The organism is Amycolatopsis iheyensis (genome assembly GCF_024703995.1).
GTDB lineage: Bacteria > Actinomycetota > Actinomycetes > Mycobacteriales > Pseudonocardiaceae > Amycolatopsis > Amycolatopsis iheyensis.
The window spans coordinates 19,259-45,998 of record NZ_JAMXQV010000044.1; the positions used below are offsets into that span (position 1 = coordinate 19,259).

The 26,740-nt window shown below is 69.8% G+C and carries 22 protein-coding genes and 1 pseudogene; 12 read left to right on the forward strand and 11 right to left on the reverse strand.

Annotated elements, in window-relative coordinates; all coding sequences use genetic code 11:
- Positions 1–11: 11 nt before the first annotated feature.
- Positions 12–977: a GlxA family transcriptional regulator gene (locus tag M8542_RS46915; protein ID WP_257926914.1), complete on the forward strand. Its 966-nt coding sequence runs from the start codon at positions 12–14 to the stop codon at positions 975–977.
- On the opposite strand, the gene M8542_RS46920 is transcribed toward M8542_RS46915, so the two are convergent.
- Entirely contained in the window at positions 974–1,489 is a 516-nt protein-coding gene (locus tag M8542_RS46920; RefSeq protein ID WP_257926915.1) for a PadR family transcriptional regulator, read from the reverse strand. The genes M8542_RS46915 and M8542_RS46920 overlap by 4 nt on opposite strands.
- A gap of 46 nt (positions 1,490–1,535) precedes the next feature.
- Between M8542_RS46920 and M8542_RS46925 the strand changes: the two genes are divergently transcribed.
- The gene (locus tag M8542_RS46925) at positions 1,536–2,882 is read left to right on the forward strand and encodes an MFS transporter (RefSeq protein WP_257926916.1); all 1,347 of its coding nucleotides are present in this window, start codon (positions 1,536–1,538) and stop codon (positions 2,880–2,882) included.
- Here M8542_RS46925 and M8542_RS46930 read toward each other — a convergent pair.
- On the reverse strand, positions 2,854–3,447 hold the full coding sequence (locus M8542_RS46930) for a TetR/AcrR family transcriptional regulator (RefSeq protein ID WP_257926917.1): 594 nt from the start codon (positions 3,445–3,447) through the stop codon (positions 2,854–2,856). The two genes, M8542_RS46925 and M8542_RS46930, sit on opposite strands and share 29 nt — an antisense overlap.
- A 56-nt stretch (positions 3,448–3,503) precedes the next feature.
- On the opposite strand from M8542_RS46930, the gene M8542_RS46935 reads away from it, so the two are divergent.
- Positions 3,504–3,965 carry a GNAT family N-acetyltransferase gene (locus M8542_RS46935; RefSeq protein WP_257926918.1) on the forward strand — a complete coding sequence of 154 codons (462 nt, stop codon included), beginning with the start codon at positions 3,504–3,506 and terminating at the stop codon, positions 3,963–3,965.
- A gap of 123 nt (positions 3,966–4,088) precedes the next feature.
- Positions 4,089–5,084, forward strand: coding sequence for an NHL repeat-containing protein (locus M8542_RS50820; RefSeq protein WP_504970540.1), 996 nt, complete (start codon positions 4,089–4,091; stop codon positions 5,082–5,084).
- 488 nt (positions 5,085–5,572) lie between these two features.
- Here M8542_RS50820 and M8542_RS46940 read toward each other — a convergent pair.
- A pseudogene (locus tag M8542_RS46940) lies at positions 5,573–8,107 on the reverse strand (glycoside hydrolase family 31 family protein); the annotation flags it as partial.
- 436 nt (positions 8,108–8,543) lie between these two features.
- Here M8542_RS46940 and M8542_RS46945 point away from each other — a divergent pair.
- The gene (locus M8542_RS46945) at positions 8,544–8,876 is read left to right on the forward strand and encodes a hypothetical protein (RefSeq protein WP_257926920.1); all 333 of its coding nucleotides are present in this window, start codon (positions 8,544–8,546) and stop codon (positions 8,874–8,876) included.
- On the opposite strand, the gene M8542_RS46950 is transcribed toward M8542_RS46945, so the two are convergent.
- From M8542_RS46950 to M8542_RS46960, 3 genes are all read right to left on the reverse strand, one after another.
- Positions 8,865–9,689 carry an EamA family transporter gene (locus M8542_RS46950; protein ID WP_257926921.1) on the reverse strand — a complete coding sequence of 275 codons (825 nt, stop codon included), beginning with the start codon at positions 9,687–9,689 and terminating at the stop codon, positions 8,865–8,867. The two genes, M8542_RS46945 and M8542_RS46950, sit on opposite strands and share 12 nt — an antisense overlap.
- Positions 9,689–10,183, reverse strand: a complete 495-nt coding sequence (locus M8542_RS46955) for a MarR family transcriptional regulator (protein ID WP_257926922.1) — start codon at positions 10,181–10,183, stop codon at positions 9,689–9,691. Before M8542_RS46955 ends, M8542_RS46950 begins: the two co-directional genes overlap by 1 nt.
- A 278-nt stretch (positions 10,184–10,461) precedes the next feature.
- A complete protein-coding gene (locus tag M8542_RS46960; RefSeq protein ID WP_257926923.1) occupies positions 10,462–11,940 on the reverse strand; it encodes an FGGY-family carbohydrate kinase in 1,479 nt (492 codons plus the stop codon).
- A gap of 94 nt (positions 11,941–12,034) precedes the next feature.
- Between M8542_RS46960 and M8542_RS46965 the strand changes: the two genes are divergently transcribed.
- From M8542_RS46965 to M8542_RS46990, 6 genes are all read left to right on the forward strand, one after another.
- Positions 12,035–13,030 (forward strand): LacI family DNA-binding transcriptional regulator, encoded by a 996-nt coding sequence (locus M8542_RS46965; protein ID WP_257926957.1) that lies wholly within the window; start codon positions 12,035–12,037, stop codon positions 13,028–13,030.
- 234 nt (positions 13,031–13,264) lie between these two features.
- Complete coding sequence (locus M8542_RS46970) at positions 13,265–14,809, forward strand: sugar ABC transporter ATP-binding protein (protein ID WP_257926924.1); 1,545 nt, start codon at positions 13,265–13,267, stop codon at positions 14,807–14,809.
- Positions 14,806–15,816 (forward strand): ABC transporter permease, encoded by a 1,011-nt coding sequence (locus M8542_RS46975; protein ID WP_257926925.1) that lies wholly within the window; start codon positions 14,806–14,808, stop codon positions 15,814–15,816. Before M8542_RS46970 ends, M8542_RS46975 begins: the two co-directional genes overlap by 4 nt.
- A 23-nt stretch (positions 15,817–15,839) precedes the next feature.
- The gene (locus M8542_RS46980) at positions 15,840–16,832 is read left to right on the forward strand and encodes a substrate-binding domain-containing protein (protein WP_257926926.1); all 993 of its coding nucleotides are present in this window, start codon (positions 15,840–15,842) and stop codon (positions 16,830–16,832) included.
- Positions 16,833–17,065: 233 nt separating this feature from the next.
- Positions 17,066–18,415: an MDR family MFS transporter gene (locus tag M8542_RS46985; RefSeq protein WP_257926927.1), complete on the forward strand. Its 1,350-nt coding sequence runs from the start codon at positions 17,066–17,068 to the stop codon at positions 18,413–18,415.
- A gap of 97 nt (positions 18,416–18,512) precedes the next feature.
- Positions 18,513–20,009 (forward strand): alpha/beta hydrolase, encoded by a 1,497-nt coding sequence (locus M8542_RS46990; protein WP_257926928.1) that lies wholly within the window; start codon positions 18,513–18,515, stop codon positions 20,007–20,009.
- A gap of 39 nt (positions 20,010–20,048) precedes the next feature.
- Here the strand turns inward: M8542_RS46990 and M8542_RS46995 are convergent, their stop codons facing one another.
- Positions 20,049–20,834 (reverse strand): DeoR/GlpR family DNA-binding transcription regulator, encoded by a 786-nt coding sequence (locus tag M8542_RS46995; RefSeq protein WP_257926929.1) that lies wholly within the window; start codon positions 20,832–20,834, stop codon positions 20,049–20,051.
- Positions 20,835–21,140: 306 nt separating this feature from the next.
- Between M8542_RS46995 and M8542_RS47000 the strand changes: the two genes are divergently transcribed.
- Positions 21,141–22,337: a DUF222 domain-containing protein gene (locus tag M8542_RS47000; protein WP_257926930.1), complete on the forward strand. Its 1,197-nt coding sequence runs from the start codon at positions 21,141–21,143 to the stop codon at positions 22,335–22,337.
- A 61-nt stretch (positions 22,338–22,398) separates the two neighbouring features.
- On the opposite strand, the gene M8542_RS47005 is transcribed toward M8542_RS47000, so the two are convergent.
- The 4 genes from M8542_RS47005 to M8542_RS47020 all read right to left on the reverse strand — a co-directional run bounded on the left by M8542_RS47005 (position 22,399) and on the right by M8542_RS47020 (position 26,685).
- On the reverse strand, positions 22,399–23,442 hold the full coding sequence (locus M8542_RS47005; RefSeq protein WP_257926931.1) for an ABC transporter ATP-binding protein: 1,044 nt from the start codon (positions 23,440–23,442) through the stop codon (positions 22,399–22,401).
- Positions 23,443–23,448: 6 nt separating this feature from the next.
- A complete protein-coding gene (locus M8542_RS47010) occupies positions 23,449–24,264 on the reverse strand; it encodes a carbohydrate ABC transporter permease (protein ID WP_257926932.1) in 816 nt (271 codons plus the stop codon).
- A 73-nt stretch (positions 24,265–24,337) separates the two neighbouring features.
- A complete protein-coding gene (locus tag M8542_RS47015; RefSeq protein ID WP_257926933.1) occupies positions 24,338–25,294 on the reverse strand; it encodes a carbohydrate ABC transporter permease in 957 nt (318 codons plus the stop codon).
- The gene (locus M8542_RS47020) at positions 25,294–26,685 is read right to left on the reverse strand and encodes an ABC transporter substrate-binding protein (RefSeq protein WP_257926934.1); all 1,392 of its coding nucleotides are present in this window, start codon (positions 26,683–26,685) and stop codon (positions 25,294–25,296) included. Before M8542_RS47020 ends, M8542_RS47015 begins: the two co-directional genes overlap by 1 nt.
- Positions 26,686–26,740 lie beyond the last annotated feature (55 nt).

Genomic DNA, 26,740 nt, shown 5'->3' on the forward strand with positions numbered 1-26,740 from the left:
AGGAATTGCACATGTCGCAAGAATTCTCGCACCGGGTCGTCGCCCTCGTCACCGAGCACTCGAACCCGTTCGAGATGGGCGTGGCGACGGAGCTGTTCGGGCTGCGGCGGCCCGAGCTGGACCGGCCGTGGTACGACTTCACGCTCTGCGCCGCGACTCCGGACGTGCGGATGAACCTCGGCATGTTCACCCTCACCGGCGTCGCCGGGATCGAGGCCGCCGACACCGCGGACACGCTGATCGCGCCGGCCCGCCCGGACACCGGCGTGCCGACGGACCCCGCGGTCATCGCGGCGATCCGCCGGGCCGCGGCCCGGGGCGCGCGGCTGGTCAGCTTCTGCACCGGCGCGTTCGCCCTCGCGGAGGCGAGCGTCCTGGACGGCCGCCGCGCGACGACGCACTGGCAGTGGGCGGCGGAGTTCGCGTCGCGGTTCCCGAAGGTGCGCTGGGAGCCGGACGTGCTGTTCGTCGACGACGGCGACGTGCTCACGGCGGCCGGCAGCGCGGCGGCGCTCGACCTGGGCCTGCACCTCATCCGGCGCGACCACGGCGCCGAAGTCGTCAACACGGTCAGCCGCCGGCTGGTGTTCACCGGCCACCGCGACGGCGGGCAGCAGCAGTTCATCGCCCGGCCGGTGCCGGACGTGCCGGACACCTCGCTGGCGCCGGTGCTCGCCTGGGCCCTGGCCCGCCTGGACCAGCCCCTGACGGTCGCCGACCTGGCCGCGTTCGCCGCGACGAGCCCGGCCACCCTGCACCGGAAGTTCCGCGCGGAGCTGGGCACGACACCCCTGGCCTGGCTGACGACGGAGCGCGTGACGCTGGCCTGTCGCCTGATCGAGCGCGGCGAACTACGCCTGGACCGGGTGGCCACGGCGAGCGGCTTCGGCACGGCGGCGAACCTGCGCCTGCAGCTGAGGCGGCACACCGGGCTGAGCCCGAGCGCGTACCGCCGCCGCTTCGGCCCGGCCGCCTAGGTCGCCTGCACCCGGCGGCGCGCGTCCGCGATCCAGCCGAGCATCGCCTCCAGCATGCGGGCCCGCAGCTCCAGCCCCATCGCCTGCGGGTCGGTCGGCCGCTCGGTCCGGGCCAGCTCCCGCAGGTAGGCCCGCAACGGCTCCAGCTCGGCGGTCAAGACCCGTTCCTCGCGCGCCAGCACCGATAGCGCGTCACCTCGATCCAAGGTGGACACCAGCAGCGCCCGCAGCGTGGATTCGTCACGCACGGTCCGGTCCGGCTCGACGTCCACCAGCCAGCGGCGCAGCTCGTCCCGCCCGGCCGGGGTGACCTGGTACGTCCGGCGGCCGCGCGGTCCCTCGGCGACCTCCTCGGCGAACCCGGCTTCGGTGAGCTTCGCCAGCTCGCCGTACATCTGGTTGCGGCGCGCGTACCAGACGCCCCGCATCACCTGGTCGAACTTCTTGGCCAGGTCGTAGCCGCTCTGCGGGCCCGGCAGGAGCGTGGCGAGGACGGCGTGACGCAGCGACATGCTCATCATTTTTGACAGGTCACGCTTTACCGGTCAAACTCGACCTATGACTGAGCGCCGAAAACTGCTGATCCTGCTCGCCACCCTCGCCGGCGTCCTGCTCAGCGCCCTGGACGGCACGGCCACCAGCACCGCCATGCCGAAGATCGCCGAGCAGTTGCACGGCGCGGGCAGCCTGACCTGGGTCACCACCGCGTACCTGCTGGCCTCGACGGTGACCATCCCGGTCTACGGCCGGCTCGCCGACCTGCACGGCCGCAAGCTCCCGCTGCTCACCGGCCTGACGCTCTTCCTCGCCGGCTCGGCACTCTGCGCGGCTGCCGGGAGCATGTCGCAGCTCATCGCGTTCCGCACCGTCCAGGGCATCGGCGCGGGCGCGCTGATGACCGTCGGCATGACGCTGGTGCGGGACCTCTACCCGCCCGAGCAGTCCACCGGCCTGGCCCGCATGCAGACCCTGATGGCCGGCCTGATGGTGGTCGGCTTCATCGGCGGCCCGCTCGAAGGCGGCCTGCTCACCGACCACCTCGGCTGGCGCTGGATCTTCCTGGTCAACCTGCCCGTCGGCGTCGCCGCGATCGCCGTCGTGACGGCGCTGGTCCCGCACCGGCGGCCCGAAGACCGCGACACCGGCCGGTTCGACACCGCGGGCGTACTGCTGCTCACGGCCGCGATCTCCCTGGTGCTCGTCGCCCTCGGCGCCGGGCACGCGCGTGCGCTGCTCCCGGTCGGGCTCGCACTGCTGGTCGCGTTCGTGGTCGTCGAACGGCGGGCGGACGTGCCGATCGTGCCGCTGCGCCTGTTCGGCAGCCGGACGTTCAGCGCCGTGACCGTCGCCGGGTTCCTGTTCACCGCCGCTTCCATGCCGGTCGGCCTCTTCTTCGGGCTCTACTTCCAGCAGGTGCGCGGGTTCGGCGCGACCGCCGCCGGGCTCATGGTCATCCCGCTGATGGCGGGGATGCTGATCGGCAACCGCCTCACGGCGCTGGTCGTGCTCCGGACCGGGCACGTCAAGGGCCTGCTGGCCGCCGGCGCGATGCTGACGTCGGCGGCGTCCGCGTCGCTGGCGGCCATCGACGCGCTGCCGGTGTGGCTGGCGATCACGTGCGCCGGGCTGATCGGGCTGGGGACCGCGCCGGCCATGGGCGGGATCGCGATCGCCGCGCAGATGTCGGTCGAGCGGCGCGACACCGGCGCGGCGACGGCCGGGCTGAACCTGCTCAAGCAGCTCGGCGGCAGCACCGGCCTCGCCGTCGGGCAGGCGCTGCTCGGCGCCGGCTCGATCGGCACGACGATCGCCGCCGTCGGTGCGGTCGGCGGCCTGCTGGCGCTCGGCGCGGTCCTCGCGATGGAGGACCTCGACGTCATGCCGGCGCGGGTCCCAGCTCGGTGAGCGCCTGCGCGAGCGCGTCCTGCTGCACCCGCGCCGGATAGCTCGCCGGATCGGCGGCGGCCAGCACGTTGAGGCCTTCGACCAGGGCCACCAGGCTCTTCGTCGTCAGCTCGAGCCGCTCGTCCGCCCACTCCGGACGGCAGGCCGCGACCAGCCGCAGGATCCGCGTCAGGAACGAGCGGTTCGCCGCGCGGTGCCGTTCGGCCAGGTCGTCGTCGGCCAGCGCCGCGGCCAGGAAGCCCACCCACACCCGGGACTCCTCGTGGTGGCCGTGCGGCAGGTCGACGGCCTGGCCGAGCACCGCGGTCAAAGCGTCGAACGCGCTCCGGCTGGCGGCTTCGGCGGCGTCGGCGCGGGCGGCGGTGCGCCGGTAGAGCAGCTCGCGCGCGTGCAGCAGCAGCGCCTTCTTCGTCGGGAAGGCGTGCATCACCAGGCCCGTCGTGCACCCGGCGCGGACGGCGACCGCGCGCAGCGTCAGCCCCGGCAAGCCGTCGTCGGCGAGGACCTGCCAGGTCGCGTTGGACAGCAGCTCCCGCTGCGCCCGGACGTCGCGCGGCTTCGGCACGGGAATCTCCTTCCGTAACAAGTGCTACGGTAACACTTGTTACGGAAGGAGCGCCCGTGCCGACCACGATCGAGATCACGACCGTGCCCTGGGACGACCCCGACGCCGTCCGCCTGCGCACGGCCCAGCGCGTCGAGCTCGACGCGCGCTACGGCACCGACGACCACGAGCCAGGCGCACTGCCGACCGCCGACACCGTCGCGGTGTTCCTCGTGGCCCGGGACGCCGACGGCACGGCCGTGGGCTGCGGCGGGCTCCGCCCGCTCGGACCGGGTTCGGGCGAGGTCAAGCGCATGTACGTCGAGCCGGCGGTCCGCGGCGCCGGCGTCGCGACCGCCCTGCTGCGCGCGCTCGAGGACGAGGCACGCGGCCTCGGCATCACCCGGCTGCTGCTGGAGACCGGCACCGGCCAGCCCGACGCCATCCGCTTCTACCAACGCGAGGGCTACGAGCCGATCGAGGCGTACGGACCGTACGTCGGCGAGCCGCTCTCACGGTGCTTCGCCCGCGATCTGTGATCGGATTTCCGATGGCCGGCCCAGCCTGAGCTATTGGTGGCCGGGGGCGCACGAGGCCTACCTTCGAGGGCACGGCGATCTGGGGTTTCTTTTCGCCGTTCCCTCCACGAAGCGGAGTTTCTCTTGCGCATCAAGCAGATCGGCGTCGTGCTGGCCGCGGCCGCCGTGTTCGCCTGGCCGGCCGCGCCCGCGCTGGCGGCGTCGAGGATCATCCCCCTCGACCCCGCCACCGGGCAGCAGCCGGAGAACATCACCCTGGAGCCCGACGGCTCCGCCGACCTCACCTTCGCCTACACCGGCGAAATCGGCCGGGTCACGCCCGACGGGCGGGTCGGCGTCCTCGCCCGGATCCCGGTGCCCGCGGACGGCGACGTCCCGGTGGTCCACAAGAAGCTGTTCCTCGGCGGCATCGTCCGGGCGCCCGGCGGCGACCTGTACGTCGCCGTCTCGACCGGCACCACCGCGACCGGCCTCTACCGGGTCCGGCCCGGCAGCGCACCGGTGCGCGTCGCGGCGCTGCCGCCGTCCGGCTTCCAGAACGGCGTCGCCCGAGATCCACGCACCGGCGACATCTTCGTCGCCGACTCCTTCAACTCCACAGTCTGGCGTGTCTCGCACAGCCGGACCACCGCGTTCGCGACCGGTGAACTGCTCGCCCCGGTGAGCGGCTTCGGCGCCAACGGGATCAAGGTCCACGACGACGCGGTCTGGGTGTCCAACCTCGACCGCGGCACGCTGGCCCGGTTCCCGCTGGGCGGCGGCCCCGGCCGGGTGGTCGCGACCGGCCTCGGCCCGGTCGACGACTTCGCCTTCCACGGCGGCACGGTCGTCGCCGCGATCAACCAGGAGAACCGGGTGGTCACCGTCGGCCGCGACGGCGTCCGCACGATCCTGTCCGCCTCGGACGGGCTGGCGAACCCGACGGCGGTCGCCGTCCGTGGCGAAACGGTGTTCGTCACGGACGGCGCCTACTTCGGCGGCTCGCCGAACCTCCTTCAGGCGACGCTCGCGGCGAACACGTGCAGTGCCGCGTTCGACGGGAGCGTCACCGCCACGACCTCCTTGCCCGCGGTCAGCGGGACGGAGTTCGCGAACACCCGGTACGGCGTAGTCGGGTAGGCCGGTCCGGTCCGGGTGTTCTTGCCCAGGACGGTCGCGACGGTCGTCGCGCCGTACTGGGCGGGGTCGGCGCAGCACCAGTTCGGCAGGCCGAGGTCGGCCTGGCTGGTGCTGCCGTCGGCATACCGGACGACGACGGCGCCCTTGGCCGTCCCGGTGCCGGTGCCGGCCAGGACGAGCTTCGAGCCGGTCCCGCGCACGGCGATCGTCTGCCCGGCCGCGACGACGTTGTCCGCTTGGCCGGTCCCGGCGGCCGGCCAGGTCAGCCGCGCCCCGTTCGCCGTGAACGTCGCCCCGGCGGTCAGCCCGGCTTCGGCGAGTCCTTCGGCACGGAAGCTGCTGCCGCCGCCGTCGAGGTCCCCGGCCGCGACGTGCGCCGCGTCGGTGACCCCGACGTTCCCGTACGCCGCGGCCAAGGAGGCGTACGGGACGGTGACGGTCGCGGAGTCGACGGCCTGGTGCGCGCCGAGCCGCGCTTGGTAGGTCGCGGTGGCGGTGACCTGGTAGTCCGCGGGCTTCAACCCGGCCTCCGGGGTCAAGGTCACCGGCACCTTGACGGTCTGCCCGGGCATGACGACCTTTGGCGTGGCCGGGACACCGGCCCGGAAACCCGTGCCCTGAACGGACAACGCCACGTCCCGTACCGGCAACGGCGTGCTGTTGGTGAAGCCGAGCGTGCCGTTCACCGTCTGCCCCGGGACGGCCAGCGGCGGCGCCGTCAGCGTCACCGCCGCGTTGTCGTCCTCGGGAAAGAAGCCGCCGACCGCGCTCGTCCCGAACAGCCGGACGTCCTGCCGGTCACCCGCGCCCACCTGGCCGGTCTTGACGCGGACCACGCCGTGCGCTGCCGGGTCGTACCACCAGCCCGACGGCGCCTTGTCCAGCTCGGCCTTGCTGCCGTACTGCCGCAGCACCCCGGTCCCGGCCTGGACGGCGCCCGGCTTCGAACCCGTGTGGACGGAAAGTTGATAGTTCCGCGCCGCGGGCTTGCCGGGGTAGGTGCCCGTGCTCGCGCCGATCCCGACGGTCACCGTGCCCGGCCCGGACTTCGGCGCGTCGACGGTGAACGTCTGCTTCGCCTGCTCACCGCGCTGGTAGCCGCGAGTCACGCCGTCATCCTCGGTGAGCGTGAAGCTGCCCTTGCTCTGCGGGTAGACGTCGACGTCCAACCGGGACTTGTCGCGCGTTTGCCACGACGTCGTGCCCTCGGCCCACATCGGCACGACGGCCCCGGCACGGACGAACAGCGGCAGCGTGTCGAGCGGCGCGTCGTAGCCGTCCACTGTGGTCGGCCCGGTGTAGGTCTTGCCGCTCCAGTAGTCGACCCAGGTGCCCTTGGGCAGGTAGATGCCGTTGCGCACGGTCGACTTCTCGTAGACCGGCGCGACCAGGAAGTCGGTGCCGGAGAGGAACTCGTACTTGGCCTTGTCGGTCCAGACGTTCGGGTCGTCCGGGTACTCCAGCGCGAGCGGCCGGACCTGGCCGACGCCGGTCTGGTGCGCCTGCGCCGAGTAGCTGTAGGTGTAGGGCAGCAGCCGCTCCTTGAGCAGCAGGTACTTGCGGTTGATCGAGGTGTACGGCTCGCCCTGGCGCCACGGCTGCTTGTCCGAAGACGCCCAGCCGTCCATCGTCATCGCGGCCGGCAGGAACGCCTTCCACTGCAGGTCGCGGACGTAGGTCTGCGGGCTGCCGCCGAAGATGCCGTCGATGTCGCCGGTGTTGTAGGCGATGCCGGACGTCGTCGCGCCCGCGTAGGTCGGGATCTGCCACTTGATGTAGTCGTAGGAGCCGGACTGGTCGCCGCTCCAGAGCACGCCGCAGCGTTGCGCGCCGGCCCAGCTCACCGGCTGCCAGACGAACCCGCGGGCGTCGCTGTTGTCCTCGATGCCCTTGTACGCGGTGTCGCAGGCGTCGAGCGCGAACTGGTAGCCGGGGCCGACCCAGGCGACGTCGAGCTTCCGCACCCGCACCCCGGCCTTGACCTCTTCGGCCTGGTTGGGCACGCCGTCCTCGGTCCACAAACCGAGCTGCATGCCGTTTTTTCGTAGTCCTTCGCCGGTTTGCTGCAGATTTTCGTAACCGCAGCCGTATCCGTCATTGACGAGCATCCAGCCGTTCGGCATGCCGTTCTCGGTGTATCCGTCGGCCACCTTCACCGCGTCGAGCGTGTGCCGCTCACCGCGATTTGCATTGTGCAAATAGCAATCCGAGTCGCCCGTTTCCAGGCCGTAGATCGGCGGCAGGAACGGCTTGCCGACGAGGTCGGTGTAGCCGCCGACGACGTCCTTGAGCGTGTCGCCGACGACGTAGGTGGCGTCGAACCGGCGTTCGTCGTGGGTGGTCTTCACCGGGGCCGTGAACGAGTAGCTGCCCGGCGCGAAGGTGTTGCGCAGGACGCCATAACCCGAGGTAGAGGCGTAGAACGGCTGCGAGTTGGGCGCGCCGCCGTCGTTCCAGTTGTCGTCGGCGAAGATCCGGATCGTCTGGTCGCGGTGGCTGAACCGCCCGTTCTGCTCGCCGCCGCCGACGAACTGCTCGGTCGCGGTGCGCGCGAGGCTCTGCGTGGTCGTGGTGCCGGTCCAGGCCAGCGGGGCCGACTCCGCCCAGAGCTGCTTGCGGTCGGCACCGTCGTACAGGGCGAACTTCAACGGGTGCTTGTAGGCCCGCAGCGTCGCCTTCGGCGTCGAAATGGCCCAGTACAGGCCCTTGTCGACGCGTTTCGGCGCCACCGGGACCTTCGGCCGGACGATCTTGTCGCCGGCCGGATCGGTGAACGTCCCGTCGGGGGCGAGCCAGACCCGGACGGCGCCCTCGGCCGGGAAGCTGACGCGCACGGCCGCGGCCCCCGACGTCAGCGTCACGGTGGACCCGTCGGCCGAGATCCCGGTCAGGTCCCCGAGCTGCCCGGCGGGCGCCGCGGACGCCGGCGTCGGACTCAGCCCGAGGACGGCGGCAGCGGCCAGACAGCCGAGCGACTGCGCAACTCTGCTCATTCGAGACACCTTTCGCGCATCTACACGCATGATGGGCTCTGTATAGCGCAGGTTTCGCGCAGTGTCACCCGCCGAACCGGGTTCACCGGGCCGACTCACGACCTTCGTCGCATCTCACGCTGCGCGCCCGGCCGGTCACCCAGCCGACCGTCCGAAGTGCACAGATTTCCCGCGTGGGAATTCCCGGCGCTATTTCGGTGAATATTCAAATGCGCGGCCGCGATGATCGGCACGTGCATCCGCACGCGGGTTGTGCACGAGCCGCATCGGATGAACGGGAAACGGTTGCTGGGAAACACATCCACCGGTAAGTTGACGGCTGCCCCTGGTGTTCCACCATTGGTTGCCGGGGTGCGCGCTGCTCGGCCGAAGCGGGGAGGCCACCGCCGGATAGCGCTTTCTCCGGCGGTAGGGGTCACCGCCGGGTGCAGGAGGGAAGCGTGCCTTGGTGTTCCGGGGAACAGTCATGGCCGATCGGGTGACGGAGCCGTACCTGGTCGGCCAAGACGACATCGCGGGTGAGCTGCAGCGCGGCAAGTGGTGCGTCTACCTGCACGAATGGCTGGGCGACGAGCACGACCTCCCGACGTGGCAGGAGCAGGTGGCGGCCCGCGCCGCCCGGTCCGGTGTCGAGGTGTGCTTCATGGAGATCCCGCGCAAGGACATGACGCTGGTGGCCAACGTGCATGCCCTGCCCAGCTTCGAGCAGGTCATCGAGTCGGTCGCGGCGCTGGAGCACTACCGAGGCGTGGTCGCCGGCCGCCGTTGGCGGAGCCGACGCCGCCGTTCAGCCCAGTGAGACGAGCGCGATCGCCGCGCCGGCCCCGAGCAGCCCGGCGACCTGGGCGCGGCTGAGCCGTTCCCGCAGGAAGACCAGCGCGAGCAGCACGGGAACCGCCGGATAGAGGGCGGCCGGCACGGTCGCGACGGCCAGCACCTGCCGCTGCGCGGCAAGCAGGTAGAGCACGATGGCGGCCGTCCCGCAGACACCGGCGAGCGCGGCGGCCCCCACCACCCGCGACGGCAGCCGCCACGGCGCCCGGGTGGCGGCGACCAGCCCGGCAATGGCCACGACGGAACCAGCGCGACTGACGACGACCGGCCAGAACCCGGCCTCGGCGGGAATCCGCGACAGCGCGACGAACTGCACGGCAAACCCCAGCCCGGCCACAAAGGCGTCCGGAATGCCGGCGGATGTCCGTTTCTCGTGAGTTCCGCGGGACACGAGCCACAGCGCGGGAACGGCACAGCACACCCCGGCGACGGCAACGAGCGAGAGCGGTTGCCCCAACAGGAGTAGTCCGAAGAGGACCGGAAGCACCACGGCGGCGACATCACTGGCGGGCACGACAAGGCTCATCGCCCCCTTGCCCATGGCCCGGTAGAGAAAGGCGACGCCCACCCCGGTGCCGGCCCCGGACAGGAACCCCCAGCCGAGCGCCGAGACGCCGGGCGCACCGCTGAAGACGGCAAGCGGAACGGAGACAAGCGTGCCGGCCAGCTGGGCATAGAGCGAGACGGTCATCCCCGACGCCCGGCGCGAGGCAAGCCCGCTGACGAAGTGGGTGACACCGAAGCAGAGAGCGGAAACGAGCGCGAGAACGTTCCCCATCAGGTCCCCTTCTCGAGTTCCCCGACGGGACAGGTCTGCCGGCGAGCAACACAACCGGGCCGGTCGCAGAGCCGACACATGAGGTCGCCGTGCTGAACGTCGGCGTGCAACCCACGCAACAGCTGTTCCAGAACAGGTTCAAGCCCAGCCGGCTCGGCCACCGCTCCCAACGCCCTCACCAGCACTTCTTGCCGCGCGGCAAGGGCCCGCCCGGCAGCGGCCCGCCCCTCCCGGGTCAGCTCAACAGCAACGGCCCTGCCGGTTTTCTCCCGACGTCGAACCAGCCCCCGTCCTTCGAGCTGGTCAAGCATCCGGGCACAGGCGGGCTGACTGAGCCCGATCCGCCGCCCGAGCTCGGTACCACCAAGCCCGGAGAACTCGGCAAGAACAACAAGGGCGGCGGTCCCACTGAGACTGACCCCGGCAGCACCAGCGGCGGCGCTGGTCATGCGGTCGGAAAGGTTCAGGACGGTAGCCCCGAGCAGGTTCGCCAACCTCAATTCATGCATTACACGCCCCGCCGACAACAGCCCACGTTGTCCACAGCCCACCCGAGATGTGGACAACCAAGCCTCGACAACGCCCATTTCCGGCTTCTGTCGGAGGGCACCGATACGCTGGATGCGGGGCCGGTCCCCCGGAGAGGGCGGGGGTGGGGCTAGGGCCGCTCAGCGAGCCGCGTGCTGCCGCGCGACCCGGAAACACCCAGTCGCATGCGACGTCCGACATCGCCGGTGACGCCTCGCGCCAGCCACTAAGCACATGCCGCGCCTCAGCCAGCCGTGTGCTGCCCCGCCAAGAAATGCGCCGTCTCCGCCGTCGCCTCATACAGCGCTCGGTAGTGCCGGTAGAACTCCTCGTACCGCTCCCCACGCACAGGATCCGGCGTCACGGTCGCAGCGATCGGGTTTCCCCGCGGCGGCTCCATCCCCACCGCTTCCGCCGCCAGCAGCGCATCCCCCAGGCAGGCCCCGATCGTCTCGGCCGGAATCTGCTGCGGGAGCCCCGTCACGTCCGAGACGATCTGCGTCCACAGCCCGCCCTTCGTCCCGCCGCCGACCGCGACCAGCCGCCCGGCCGCACCACCCGCGGCGGCCATCGCCTCCAGGTTGTGCCGCACGCCGTACGCGATTCCCTCCAACGCCGCGCGATAGATCTCCGCCCGCCCGTGCGTGGTCGTCAGCCCGGCGAGCACGCCCCGCGCGGCCGGGTCGAACAACGGCGTCCGCTCCCCCGCGAAGTACGGCAACAGCAGAAGCCCACGACTCCCCGCCGGCACCGAAGCCGCCTCCGCGACGAGATCCTCGAAAGACGCCCCGACCAGCTTCCGCAGCCAGTCGGTCACCGCGCCCGACGTCGCCATCCCCGCCGCGAGCGTGAAACTGCCCGGGACGACACCCCGCGTGCCCCACAAACCGGGGTGCGGCCGCGGTTCCTCCAGCACCTGGATCAGGAACATCGTCGTGCCGTACATGACCATGACGTCCCCGGGTTCGCGAACGCCGACGCTCGCGGCCTCCGCCCAGGCGTCGACCGTCCCCGCCGTCACGGGCAACCCCGCGGGCAACCCGGTCGCCGCGGCGGCGGAAGCCGTGACCTCGCCCGCCACTTCCGTCGGCCACAACAGGTCCGGTAGCGGCAGCCCCGGCGCAACCCGCGATGCCCAGTCCTCAGCCCACTCCCCGGCGACAAGGTCGTACAGCGGCGTGCACTGGCTCGCCGAATGGTGATCCAGCACGTACCGCCCGGTCAGCCGGTGCACCAGGAACGAGCTCGCCATCAGCAGCTTCTTGGTCCGCGCATAGACGTCCGGCTCGTGCCGCGCCAGCCATCGCACCTTCGGCCCGACAGCCTGGCTCGTCAGCGGCGAACCCCCGCGCGCCAGGATCTCGGCCGCACCGAGCTCCGCGTTCAGCTCAGCGATCTCGTCGCCCGCGCGGGTGTCGACGCCGTAGAGGATCGCCGGCCGCAACGGCTCACCACTCTCGGAGGCCGGCAGGAGACACGGCCCGATGCCACTGATCCCGAGTCCGGCGAGTGGTCGGCCCGCGGCCGCGCGCAGCAGATCCGCGACGATCCCCGCGAAGTCAGCCCACCACACCGTTTCCGCGTCGTGTTCGAACCAGCCGGGCCGGGGCGTCGAGACGGCGTGCTCGCGGACGAACCGGGCGAGCACCGCGCCGCCGGGGTCCACCAGCACACCCTTCGAGCTGGCCGTGCCGATGTCCACGCCGAGCAGCAGTCCCGTCATCCGCCCTCCACGGACCAACCTGCGGGAAATCGATTACTACCACGCTATGGTGTGCCAAGAGCACTGTCAACGACGAGAGCGAACGGAGACGCGGGTGGCGACGATCTCCGACGTGGCGGCGTTGGCCGGGGTGTCCACGGCGACCGTGTCGCGGGCACTCAACGGTAAGTCCACTGTGGACCCCGTGCTGGCCGAACGCGTGGCCAGGGCGGTGGAAGAGCTCGGCTATACGCCGAACGGCCTCGCGCGCAGCCTCCGCCGCCGCGAGACCGCAGTGCTGGCCCTGATCATCTCCGACGTCGAAAACCCGTTCTTCACGGCGATCGCTCGCGGAGCCGAGGACACCGCGCAGGCCGCGGGCTACTCGGTGATGCTCTGCAACTCCGACGAAAACACGGCCAAGGAGCGCCGGTACGTCGAGGTCGCAGCACAGGAGCGACTCGCCGGCGTGATCATGTCGCCGACCACCGGCGACAGCGACGTCCGACCGCTGACAACGCACCGGACGCCCATCGTGACCGTCGACCGGCGCCTCGATTCGACGGACTGTGACGCGGTGCTCCTCGACTCCCGCGGGGCGGCCTGCGAAGCCGTGCGGCACCTGGTGGACAACGGATACGAGCGCATCGGCTGCATCGCGGGCCCGCCGGGCATCACCACGGCGGACGACCGGCTCGACGGTTACCGCGACGCACTACGCCAGGCGGGCCGGAAGTATTCGGCAAAGCTGGTGCGCCGCTGCGAATTCCGCGAAACAGGCGGCCGAGAAGCCGCGACACAACTACTGACCAGACCCGACCCACCGGACGCCCTGCTGGTGTCCAGCAGCACGATGTCCGTCGGCGTCCTGCAAGCACTAGCCGAACTGGGCCTGCGTTCGGGCCACGACGTCGGCATCGTGTCCTTCGACGACGCGCCGTGGGCAACGCTGATTTCCCCGGCCCTGACCGTGGTCTCCCAACCGGCGCACGCCATGGGCCAGCTGGCAGCCCGCCTCCTGCTCGACAGGATCAGCGACGGCGGTTCCCGCGCGACGACCACAACGACAATGGCCGCTCAGCTGATCATCCGAGGCAGCTCTACCCGCTGACCACCGCGCCGAAACCCACCGAAACACCCCCACCCTCTCCGGGGGACCGGCCCCGCACCCAGCGTATCGGCCCCCTCCGACAAAAGCCGGAAATGTGCGCAGTCACGCTCCGGTTGTCCACATCGCCGCCCACTTGTGGACAACAAGCCCCGAAGTGACGCTTGACACATCTCCGTCGCATCCCTAGCGTCAGGTAATCGATTACTCCCATCTTCCGCCGACGCGAGGGGTGTCATGGAAGAGCCGGGTACCCCGCTGGTCGTCATGACCGGCATCAGCAAGGCCTACGGTGGCACGCTCGCCTGCGACCACGTGGACTTCACCGTGCGCCGCGGCGAAGTCCACGCGCTGCTCGGGGAAAACGGCGCCGGCAAGTCGACCCTGATGCGAATTCTTTCCGGCGACGTCACCGGACACCACGGCACCATCGAAATCGACGGCGAGCAAACCACCTTCGGCGAGCCGGCCGACGCCCAGCGCCGCGGCATCGCCATGATCCCGCAGGAGCTCGACCTCGTGCCCGGGCTTTCGGTGGCCGCCAACATCTTCCTCGGCCGCGAACTCCGCACGAAAGCCGGCACGATCGCGCGGCAACGGATGCACCGCGAGACGCGCGAACTGCTCGCGCGCACCGGGATCGCGCTCGACCCGAAACGCAGTGTCGGCGAACTGCGCACCGGCGAGCAGCAGCTCGTCGCCATCGCCAAGGCCCTCGCCCTCGACGCGCGCGTGCTGATCATGGATGAGCCGACGTCCGCGCTCACCGGAGCGGAGGTCGAGCGGATGTTCAAGGTGATCAACGAACTCCGCGACGCGGGCGCCGGCATCGTCTACATCTCCCACCGGCTCGAGGAGATCGGGCGGATCGCCGACCGCGCCACGATCCTGCGCAACGGCCGCGTCGCCGCCGGGTTCGCCGCCCGTGACCTGACGGTCGAGCAGGTCACCGAAGCAATGATCGGCCGGCCCGTCCAGGCGCTGTTCCGTGTCAAGCACGGCGAAACCGGCGGCGAACTACTTCGTCTCGACGACTTCGCACTGCGCCCGCGGCGACATCGCCCCGGACGCCGCGAGCCCGCTGGAATCTCCCTCACCGTCGGCGCCGGGGAGATCGTCGGCCTCGGCGGTCTGCTCGGCTCGGGCCGCACCGAACTCCTGGAGACGCTCTTCGGCGCAGGGACACCAGGGCGGTGGCAGGGGCACGTGTCCTTCAACGGCAGGGAAATCCACCCGCGAAGCCCGCGTCAAGCCGTCCGGCTCGGACTCGCACTGGTGCCGGAAGATCGCCGCATCGCCGGCCTGGCACTGCCCCAATCCGTACGCGCGAACACCGCGTTGTCCATTGTAGACCGGATCGCTACGGCGGGATTCCTGACGCGCAGCCGCGAGAACGACGTCTCCGCGAAGATCCTCGCCGAGCTGAAGGTGAAGGGCGCACTCGCCGCCCCGGTCGGCACGCTCTCGGGCGGCAACCAGCAGAAGGTGGTGCTCGGCCGGGCACTGCTCACCGAGCCGAAGCTGCTTCTGCTCGACGAGCCGACCCGCGGCGTCGACGTCGGCGCGAAAGCGGAGATCTACCAGCTCCTGGCCGCCGCAGCCGCCCGCGGCATCGGCGTTCTGCTCGCGTCGTCCGAACCGGCCGAGCTGGTCGGGCTGTGCGACCGCGTCGTCGTCCTGCACGACGGCCGCAGCAGCCAGGAGCTCGACACGCACGACGCGGGCGAGGCCGAGCTGCTGGCCGCGGCCATGGGCGAGACCACGACGAAGGGGATCCGATGACCGTCACGGAGTTCCTGCCGACGCGCCGCGCCGCCGTCGCCGACGCGTTCTTCCGCTTCCAGAGCCTGTTCGGCCTGGTGCTTGTGTTCGTCGCGGGCATCGTGTTTTCACCCGCCCACGACGGCTTCCCGGACTTCCTCACCGGCGGGAACCTCTTCAACATCGTCCGCGCGATCGCCGAGATCGGCATCATCGCCATCGGCATGACGTTCGTGATCCTCGTCGGCGGGATCGACTTGTCGGTCGGCGCGGTGCTCGGGCTGGCCGCCGTCGGCTCGGCCGTGCTGCTGGTCGAGAACGGCCTGGGCGTCGTGCCCGCCGTGCTGCTGGTGCTCGCCGCCGGGTTCGTCTTCGGCCTGTTGCAAGGTGTCGCGTCCGCGGTGTTCGGCATCCAAGCGTTCATCGTCACCCTGGCGGGCCTGCAGGTCGCGCGCGGGCTCGCCCGGATCTGGTCGGGCGGGCAGGGCGTCCAGATCGAGTACGGCGACGGGCCCGGCGAAGCACCCCTCACGTTCTCCCTCCTCGGCGAGCGCACCTTCAACGGACTTGTCCCGATCCCAGTGGTGATCTTCGCGATCGTCGCCGTCGCGGCGATCGTGTTCCTGCGCACCAGCGCGTTCGCCCGCCACGTCTACGCGATCGGCGGCAACGAGAAGGCCGCGCGCCTCTCCGGCGTCGCGGTCACCCGGGTCAAGGTCTTGGTCTACGGGCTCAGCGGGCTGCTCGCGGCCCTGGCCGGGATCATCCACGCCGGCCAGCTCAACCAGGGCAGTCCCAACGACGGCATCGGCTACGAGCTCGACGCCATCGCCGCGGTGGTGATCGGCGGCACGGCGCTGTCGGGCGGCCGCGGCTCGGTGTCCGGGACCGTCGCCGGGGCGCTGCTGCTGAGCATGCTCAACAACATCCTGACGCTCAACAACGTCGAATCCAACGTCCAGCTGCTGATCAAGGGCCTGGTCATCGTCGCCGCCGCCGGGCTGCAGCGCCTGCGTCCAACACCGTGACCACCGAAGAGGGGAAGAAAGAGATGTCCGGAAAGCACTTCGCCATACCCGCGCTCGTCCTCGTCCTGGCCGCGACCGCCTGCGGCACCACGCACGAGAACTCCGGGCAGGGCGCGACGACGTCGGCCGCGGCCTGCAAGGGCGCCGAGGGCAAGTACACCATCGGGGTCAGCCAGGCCAACGTCGGCGAGCCGTACCGCAAGCAGATGAACGACGACATCGCCCGCGCGGCGAAGCAGTATCCGCAGTTCACGGTCAACTTCGCCGACGCGCAGCAGGACAACTCGAAACAGGTCACCGACGTCGAGAACTTCCTGACCCAGCGGATCGACCTGCTGATCATCAGCCCCAACGAGGCGACTCCGCTGACCGGGGTCGTCAAGAAGGCCTACGACAAGGGCATCCCGGTGCTGGTGCTGGACCGCAAGGTCGACGGCGACGCGTACACGCAGTGGATCGGCGCCGACAACGTCGACATCGGTCGGCAGGCCGGGCAGTACATGGCCGACAAGATCCTGCCCCAGGGCGGGAAGATCGCCGAGATCCGCGGACTCGCCGGATCGACCCCGGCCAAGGAGCGCCAGGACGGTTTCGCGAAGGGCATCGAGGGCCGCGGCATCGACATCGTGACCACCGTTGACGGTGACTGGCTGCGCGAGAAAGGCCAGCAGCAGGCCGACGCGGTGTTCAAAGCGCATCCGGAGATCCAGGCCGTCTACTCGCAGAACGACCCGATGGCTGAAGGCGCCTACCTCGCGGCGAAGGCCGCCGGACTGGCCCAGAAGATCAAGTTCATCGGCATCGACGGGCTCCCGATCCCGCCCGGCGGGATCAAGGCGGTCGAGGCCGGGCGCCTCGCCGCGACGTTCGTCTACCCGACGGGCGGGCGCGAAGCCGTGGCGTCGGCCAAGAGCATCCTCATCGACTGCGCGAAGCCGGCTAAGACGCAGATGCTGCCGACGCAGCTCGTCACCCAGGCCAACGCCGCCGAGATGTACGCGAAGGGCAACCGCTGATGGCACGCGTCGGCGTCCTCAGCCTCGGCGCCGGTATCAAGCAACATCCTGGCCGCCTCGGCCGCGCGTGAGCTTCGAGGCGGCCGAGGCGGACCTGACCTTGCTGCGCTACTGCGTCTGAGCGTCCCGCACTTCACGATGCTCGCGCGCAGTAAGGCTCGCTCCCAGTTTCCCTAGCCGGCGCAGCAAGCGAGATTGACTTCAACCTTTCTCGAACTTTTACCGTCGGCAGCATGACTGCTCCCCCCATCCCGCGCACCGTCTGGATCGCGTCCGGCGTCATGGCATTCGGCGGTTTCCTGGGCAACATGGACGGCTCGATCGTCGCCGTCGGGCTGGAGTCGATGCGGCTCGACCTGGGCGTCAGCCTCCTCGAGATCCAATGGGTGGCCACGGCGTTCCTGCTGGGTCTTTCGGCCGCCCTCCCGCTGACTCCGTGGCTGGTCAAGCGGCTTGGCGCCGGACGCCTGTGGCTCTGGGCGCTGGCAGCGTTCCTCCTGACGTCGGTGGCCTGCGCGCTGGCGCCCGACGGCGTCACCCTGATCGCGTTCCGTGCGGCGCAGGGCATGGCCACCGGCGTCCTGGTCACCGCCGGGCAGACGGTGATCGGGCTGGCCGTCGGGCCGGAACGGCTCGGCCGCACGATGGGGACGCTCGGTCTCGTGGTCGGGCTGGCGCCGGTCGTCGGGCCGAGCGTCGGTGGGTTCCTGCTCGCGCACTTCTCCTGGCCGGTGCTGTTCTGGCTGAACCTGCCGATCGGGCTCGTCGCGTTCGGGCTCGCGCTCAAATACGTGCCGCGCGGTGATCGCGGCCGGCCGCCGAAGGTGGACTGGCCCGGCTTGGCCTTGATCTCACTCGGCCTGCCGCTTCTCGTCTACACGCTCACCGAGCTCAACGCGCCGTTCGCGGCGGTCGGCGCCCTCGCGCTCGCGCTGTTCGGCTGGCGTTCGCTGCGCGTGCAGCACCCGGTGCTGGACCTGCGTCTCGCCACGCGGCCCGTCATGGGCTCAGCGCTGGCGTCCGTCCTGCTCGCCGGCGCCGGGATGTTCGGCGCGGTCCTGCTGCTGCCCTTGTGGTTCCAAGTCCGCCTGGGCGCCGGCCCGCCCGCAGCCGGCGTCCTGCTCGCGCCGATGGGCCTGGCCACGACGGTGTTCGTGCTGGTGGCCGGTCGGCTCACGGACCGTCACGGCGGCGGCGCCGTCGCACTCACCGGGTCACTGGTGGTGCTCGCAAGCACCGTGCCGCTGCCCTGGCTCGGCCCGGACACGCCGATGTGGCTGGTCCAGGCGTTGCTCATCGTCCGCGGCGCCGGACTCGGGCTGTCGATCATGCCGGCTTCGACAGCGGCGTACGCGTCGGTCGACGCGAGCGAGCTCGGCCATGCGACCGCGTTGGTGAACATCGTGCTGCGCGTGGGTGGCGCTATCGGCGGCGCGCTGTGCGTGATCGTGCTGTCCCGCGGCCTCGCCGTGGATCCGGCTACTGGTTTCGGCTGGGCATTCGGCGTGCTGGGACTGCTGTGCGTGTTCGGCACGGCGGCTACGGCCTGGCTCCGGCGCGCGGAACGCGTCAATCCACAGTAGCCACGACGACACGGTTCACCTGAGCACCTGGCGCGATCACCGGAACGGTGATTTCCTGGAGTCGATCAACCACTGTCGGTAAGGGGAAGGGCTGGCAATGTTGAGGGTACAAAAACGGCTGCTGACGGCCGCGGCGGCGACGGCAGTTCTGGGTAGCTTGCTGGCGGCAGCGCCGGCGTCGGCCGCGGAAGGGGTCGACTGGCAGCCGTGCGCTGACGCACCCGGCGTCGACTGCGGCACGGTCACCGTCCCGGTCGACTGGGCCCACCCGGACGGCGGCACCACGACCATCGCGCTCGCCCGGCGGAAAGCGACGGATCCGCAGGCCCGCATCGGGTCGATCCTGATGGACCCGGGCGGCCCCGGCGGCGCGGGCGCGGGCGAGGTCAAGGGCGGCTGGTCGCTCTCGGCCGAGATCACCAAGCGGTTCGACACCGTGGGCTTCGACCCGCGCGGCGTCGGCTCCAGCACCCAGATCAAGTGCGGGCTCGACGAGCTGATAGCCGACCACCCGGAGGTGCCGCGCAACCAGGCCGAGTTCGAGCAGCTCGCGCAGTACAACCGCAAGCTCGGCGAGAGCTGCAACCGGCTCAGCGGACCGCTCGGGCAGTTCGGCGACACCAAGAGCGTCGCGCGCGACATGGACGCCATCCGCGCCGCACTCGGCGAGAAGAAGCTGACGTACTACGGGGTTTCGTACGGCACCCTGATGGGCCAGCAGTACGCCGAGCTGTTCCCGGACAAGGTCCGCGCGCTCGTGCTGGACAGCAACATGGACCATTCGCAGTACACGGCGTGGGACTTTCTCAACAGCGAAACCCAGTCGCTGCAGGCCGAGTTCCGCGAGTTCGTGGCCTGGTGCGACCGGACGCCGAGCTGCGCGCTGCACGGCCGGGACGTCTCCAAACTGACGCGTGACCTGCAGGACAAGGCCGCCCGCGGCGAGCTGAAGGCTCCGCAGAGCGGCGAGCCGATCACCCCGCTGAGCCTCGCGTCGATCTTCCAGAGTTCGTTCTACGGCCCCAGCTGGGATCAGCTCGCGAAGCGGCTCCAGTCCTTCGCGGATGGCACCAAGCCGGCCGAATCGGCGAAGCTGGCGGAGGAAATCCCGGTCAACACCGTGTTCCAGAGCGTCTTCTGCGACGACTGGCGCCTGCCGGTGCACAACTTCGCCGAGCTCGAGGCCTACCGGCGGACGGCCGCGGCTTTCGCGCCGGACATCAAGGTCAACTCGCTGGGCTGGCAGGCCGTCACCGGCTGCATCGGCTGGCCCAACCGGACCAGCAACCCGCAGCACCCGCTGCAGGTGCACGGCGCGCCGCCGCTGCTGATGGTGAGCAGCAAGCACGACCCGGCGACGCCGTACGCGTGGTCGCAGGCCGCCGCTCGCCAGAGCGGTAGCACCCTGCTCACCTACGACGGCTGGGGCCACGGCGCGTACTTCAAGAACAGTGAGTGCGTCACCAAGGCGACCGACGACTACCTGATCACCGGCAAGCTTCCGGCCAAGGGCACGCACTGCGCGGCGGTGGAGCCGGGCACGCCCGAAGCCCGCATCGCGGGTCCGAAACCGCCGTCGACGATCGGCTTCTGACGTTCCGGGCGCGCGGCAACGCCGGCCGCGCGCCCGACGTCAGACCGTCTGCACCTCGACGCCGACGGCCTCGAAAGCGCGAACCGCTTCCGGATCGGCGTCGGTGTCGGTGACCAACGCGTGCACCTGCGGCGTCTCGCAGATCCGAGCAAACGCGCGCCGGCCCAGTTTCGAGCCGTCCGCGACCGCGACCACCCGCTCAGCGCGTTCCACCATCAGCCGGTTGATGCTGGCCTCACCCTCGTGGTGCGCGAAGGCGCCGGCCTCCGGGTCGAAGGCGTCGACACCGAGGAACAGCAGGTCGATGGTCAGTTCGCTGAGCACGCGCGTGGCCAGCGGCCCGCTCAGCTCGAACGACTGCGGCCGTGCGACCCCGCCGGTGACGACGATCTTGACGTTCGGCCGCACCGCGAGCTCGTGCGCGATGTTCAGCGCGTTCGTCACGACTGTCAGCCCCGCCGCGTCACCCCGCCCGGCCAGGTCGGACCGCATGGCGAGCGCTCGCGCGACCCCGGCGGTGGTCGTGCCCCCGTTCAAGCCGACGACCATCCCCTTCGCGGCGAACGCGGCCGCGGCGGCGCTGATCCGCTGCTTCTCCGGGACGTGCCGAGCTGTCTTGTAGCGAAGAGGCAGGTCATAGGCGAGGTCGTTGGCGACCGCGCCCCCGCGGGTGCGCGTGAGCAGCTGCTGCTCGGCGAGATGGTCCAGATCGCGCCGGATGGTGGCGGCGGAGACGTTCAGCTCCGCGGCAACGTCCTCGACGTCGATCTTTTCCCGCTGCCCCAGCATGTCCAGCAGGGTGCTCAACCGTTCGTGCCGAGCCATCGGCGGTACTCCCTAGCTTGCTCTCGGCGGTCCAGCGCGCATCTCGTTGCGCTGTTGGCGGCCGTTTCGAGCAGTATGCTGCATCGACGATGTCCTGTCTCAGGCGGCACGCCGGTTGAGCGGCGCAACCCTGCGAGATCTGCGTGAAAGCGCAGCCTCAGTCGCGAAAGGTAAATACGCGACCTCCAGGGGCTACTCGTTGTCGCAATGCACAGCTCCCATTCCCCCACAATGGTGGTTTCATCGCTTTCCGACTCCACCTGCGTGAGTGATGAACATACGTTCATCCGGCGGTAATCTTGCCACGTGGACAATGACTTTGCCAGACCAGCTGATGCGGAGGCCTTCGCCGACCGCATCAGTTCGCTGCTTGCCGTCGTGCGTACCGCCGAGGCGGAAATCGGTTCCCTGCTCATGGAAATCGAGGATCTCGGCGTACAGAAACTATTCGGTTATCGGTCGGTCGCGCGATTGTACGAGCAGCTGGCCGACGTACCCAAGGGCACAGCCCAGCACGTGGTCAAGCGGGCGCGGGCGCTCAACTCCAGAAGCACCCCCGAAGGCACGCTCGTGCCCGCGGTCGCCCCCGCCACCGCGAAGGTGGCCGCAACCGGACAGTTGAGCAACCCGATGATCGACACCATCGTCGCTGTCCTGACGGAGGCCCCGTCCGAACACCGCGACGACGCCGAGCAACGCCTGCTCAGCTACGCCACCGAGGCCAGGTACAAACAGGTCTCGACGTTCGGGTCCCAGATCCTGACCCAGCTCGACCCCAAGCCCTCCGAGCCCGAAGAGACCGAACCCCCTGCACTCCGCCGGGAGCTGTCGTTGCGTCGCAAAAGATCCGGGCTTTGGGAACTGTCCGGTCGCTTTGACGACGAGACCGGCTCCCGCACCCGCGTCCTGCTCGACCTGCTGGCCGAACACGGACCGGACGACGCCCGCTCCCCTCGGCAACGCGACGGCGACGCCTTCTCCGACGCGGTCGACCTGGCCCTGGACGCTCCCGACTTTCCGACACATCTGCCAGAACGAGCCCACAAGCTGACCACGGTCGCTCTCGATGGCGGCACCGACGAACCCACCGCACGCGGCGCCGGCACCACGGCTTCGGCTCGACCGCACGCCTGCGACAGCGCGGTCATCACCGCGGTCGTGGACGGGAACAGTGAGCCCTCAAGCCCGGGCCGGCTCCGCCGGTTGATCTCCACGAGCCTGCAGCGGGCGCTGCAGCTACGCGACCAAGGCTGCGCCTTCCCGAGCTGTCACCGCTCACCTCGCGATTGCCGTGGTCACCACATGCAGCTCGAGGCCGAGGACGGCCCCACCGACCTCGACCCAGTCCTGATGTGTTTGCACCACCACCGACTCCTCGATCGCACGGATTGGGAAGTCCGCATCACCGCTGACGGCCTACCGGAGCTCCCGCCGGCATTCCTGAACAAGCGTCGAAAGCCCAGGAACAGCAACATCGATCAGCCTCGGCCGTCCGCAGCCTGAACGACCGCAGGTGAGAAAGGGTCTGAAGCCACCGGCAACAGATCTACACCCACCTCGTCAGTCACGGCAGCCGTTCTCCGGTACCTGCGTCGAACAGGTGGACCGCGTCCGGCTTCGGAGCCAGCTTGATCGACTCACCGCGCTGCCACGGCGCCATGCCAGGAGTGCGAACCGTCAAGACCTGCGAGTCAGTACGGCAATACAGGTATTGATCGCTGCCCAGCTCCTCCACCACCTCGACCACCGCGTCGGTGCCCTCACCACCGATCGCCCAACCCTCCGGCCGGACACCCACCACCAGGCCGGGTCCGGTCAGCGCCGAGCGCTGGGCCGGCGTCAGCGGCACAGACCACGGCCCATCCACCGTGGTCTCGAGCAGGTTCATCGCCGGTGAGCCGATGAACCCGGCCACGAACACATTCGCCGGGCGCGCGAACAGGCCGATCGGGGTGTCGCACTGTTGCAACACCCCATCGCGCAGGACAGCCACCCGGTCGCCCATTGTCATCGCCTCGACCTGGTCGTGCGTGACGTACAGGGTGGTGATGCCGAGGCGGCGTTGCAGCGAAGCGATCTGCGTCCGCGTCTGGACCCGCAACTGAGCATCGAGATTGGACAGCGGCTCGTCCATCAAGAAGACGCTCGGCTCGCGCACGATCGCCCGGCCCATCGCCACCCGCTGGCGCTGGCCACCCGAGAGCCGAGCCGGCTTGCGGTCCAAGTACGGCGTCAGATCGAGCAACGCCGCGGCCTCGGCAACCCGACGCCGACGTTCGGCCACGGGCATACGAGCCAGCTTCAGGTGGAATCCGATGTTCTCGCCCACCGTCATGTGCGGGTACAACGCGTAGTTCTGGAACACCATCGCGATGTCCCGGTCCTTGGGCGGCAACGCGGTCACGTCGCGGGCGCCGATGTGGATCGAGCCGTCGTCGACGCCCTCCAGGCCGGCAAGCATCCGGAGCGTCGTCGACTTGCCGCAGCCAGACGGGCCAACCAGCACCACGAACTCGCCGTCGGCCAATGTCAGGTCGAGGCCGTCGACCGCCGGGCGTTCCACGCCTGCGTAGAACCGGGTTGTGTCTTGGAAAGTCACCGTGGCCATCGTGTCCTACTTTCCGGCGCCGAGGGTCAGGCCGGTGATGATCCGGCGGGCGAGCACGAGGTACAGCACGAGCATCGGGAGCACGACGATCGCCACCCCGGCGATCAGCCCGCCGTACTCCGACTGGTAGCTCGCCGCTCCGTAGAACGTGAACAGCGCGCGAGACAGCGTGAAGTGCGCCTGGTCCTTGAGGAACACGATCGCCAGCAGCGTCTCGTTCCACAGGCCGATCGCGTTCAACGTCAGCGCCGTGATCAGGCCGCCGCGGGCCAGCGGCAGCATCACCGAAAAGAACGTCCGGACCGGCGACGCACCATCCAAAGCGGCGGCTTCCTCCAGCTCGTCCGGCAAGGACCGGAAGAAGCCGGTCAGCAGGAACACCGTGAAGGGGATCGACAGGGCGACGTACAGCACGAACAGGCCGTACTCGTTGTCCAGGTGAATCCGGCTCAGCACCACGAACAGCGGGATGATCACCGTCTGGAACGGCACCCCCATGCCGATCGCGACCACGTTCGTCATCGGCCCCGACCCGCGCACTCCGAGCCTGGTCAGGGCGTACGCGCAGGGGGCCGACACGGCCACCGTCGCCACGGTGGCCAGCCCAACCAGCACCACGGTCGTCAGAACGGCGTCGCCGAACCCGGCGTTGTTCCATGCGTAGACGAAATTGCGGAACGGCTTGCCGAGGTGGAACCACTGGTACGGCAGGGCGAACGGCTTCGTGAAGATCTCCACCGGCGTCTTGAACGCGGCCGTGACCAGCCAGTACAGCACCAGCACATTCCCGGCGGTGAACAGCCAGACGATCGCCGACCCCACCAGGCGCAGCGGACTGAACCGGCGCGAGCCGGGTGCCGGCCGGGGTTTGCGGGGCGCCTTCCGCACACGGACCTCAGAACTGGAGAGCGTCACGGCGCATCACCCGCCTCAGCAGCACGACGAGGACGGACACCAGCGCGATCATCGCCACCGCGCAAGCACAGGCGGCCCCGAAGTCCGGGGTGCCGTTGGAGCCGAAGGTCCGGTCGAACACGTAGATCCCTAGCGTCCACGCCTGGTTCGGAGGGGCGTACGTGCCCGGTCCAGCCAGCACGAACACCAGCTCGAAGATCTTCAGTGCGTTGATCGTCCACAGGACACCGGCGACGCCGACGACGTCCCAGGTCATCGGCAGCGTGATGTTGCGGAACTTCTGCCATGGTGACGCGCCGCCGAGCTCCGCGTCCTCGTACAGATATGGCGGGATGCGGTCCACCGCCGCCATCAGGATCGTGATGTAGAAACCCGAGCTGGCCCAGATCAACGACGCCGTCACCACGCCGGTCACGTTGGCCGGGGCCAGGAACTTCGCCGCGTCGGCGCCGATGTGCTCCAGGACGTAGTTCGCCAGCCCCTGCTTGCCCGGCTGGTACTTGAACACGAACCCGAGGAACATCCCGAGGGCCACCGGCGCGACGATGTTCGGGAAGAACAGGATGGCCCGGACGATCTTGCCGCCGCGCATGTCGCGCAGCACCATCGTGAACAGGAACGCCAGCGCGAACGTGCCGATGCCACCCAGGAAGACATACACCAGCGTGTTGCGGAAGGCGTACTGGAACGAGTCGCTCGCCCACATCCGCGTGTAGTTCGTGACGCCGTTGGGCTGCGGCGTGTCCCCGGCGCCGGCCCAGCTGGTGAAGCTCAGCACCACCGTGGCGAGTGTCGGCAACACCAGAAAGGCCAGGTACAGCGTCAGCGCGGGCGCCGCGAACGGCCAGAACAGCCGTTTCTTGCGGCGCAGGTGCGCGCCGCCGGCGGTGCGGGTTTCCGCGACCCGCGCCGCCGGCGTTGTCGTGAGTGTCGCCATCAGCCTTGGCTCTTCCAGAACTCGGCGCCCTTGGCCGCCAGCTGGTCGACGAACTGCTGCGGGCTGATCTGACCCTTCAACAACGCGGTGTCCGCCGGGTCGAAGACGTCGGTCTGCCACTTGCCGCCGGCGATTCCGTCGAGCCCGTCGTACTGCAGGACGTGCTCCTTCTTCGGGTCGTCCATCGCGGCCTTGACCTGCTTGAGGTCGTCCGGCACGGCGAGGTCCGCGCGGGGCACGAGGTTGTCGGCCACCGCCGGGATGCCCGAGAGGATGTCCTTGTTCAGGAAGTACGCGATGAACGCCTTCGCGGCCTCGGCGTGCTTGGCCTTCTTCGTCACCGCGAAGCCGATCGACATCTGCTCGACGGTGTCGTGCGTGGCACCGGTCGGCATCGGGAACTGGAACGAGCCGTAGTTGATTTTCGTGCCTGCGCCCTGCTTGTCCAGGTACTCGCGAGTCTCGCTCGGCGCCCAGGTGCCGACGTAGAGGTAGCGCGAGTCGCCGTCGGCCCAGCGTTGCTGCACCTGCGGGAACTTCGCCGCGTCCCAGCCGTCGATGAAGTACTTCGGGAGCTTCGCGGTTTCGGTCGCCGCTTTGAGGAAGCCGGGGTCGGTCTTCCAGGCCTGGCCGGTCTTGTCCGTCGCGGCCTTGTTGAGCCCACCCGAGCCGACGAAGCGCTCGGCGAGCTGCGTGAAGAAGTACATGTTGTAGAACGGGATGTCGCCGTCCTGGCTGATCGCCGCCTTGCCGTCGGCCTTCGCCTTGTCGAACAACGCGGTCAGCTCGTCCATCGTCTTCGGCTGCTGGACGTCGCCGGCGTCCTTGTTGAACCACCAGGCGCTGGACTGCACGGTGTAGGGGACCATGAAGTTGTGGCCCTCGTGGTCCTTGTTCTGCGGGAAGTCGTACGAGCTCGCGGACAGCACGTCCTTGACGGTCTTGTCGCCCTCACCGACCTTCATCGCGAAGACGTCGTCGACGCTCTGCGTGCCGCCCGGGGTCATGATCGCCGCGCCGACCTTGCTGACGTCCTGGTCGAACAGATCCGGCACCGTGTCGGTGTTCAGCGCGGGCACCAGGTTCTGCGTGTAGGCCTTGCGTCCGAGCCACTGGACGTTCACCTTGACGCCGGTCTTCTCCTGGAAGCACTTGACCGCCTTCTGCAGGACCTTGCCCTGGGGCTCGTCGGCAGTCCACATGGCCCAGTAGGTGAACTCCTTGTCCGTGGCCGGTTTGACGGCGGCTTCGGGACACGGGGCGTTGAGGTACTGGTCGACGCCGGGCAGTGCGTTCTCGCCGGTTCCGCCGCCGACGTCGGCGCCACCGCCGCAACCCGCCAGGAGGAGTGAGGCCCCCACCGCACACGCCATGACTTTGCTTCGTCGCATCCGCCACCACCTGGATCGAGATCGAATATCACGCAGATTCTGCGCGTTAGTGCGC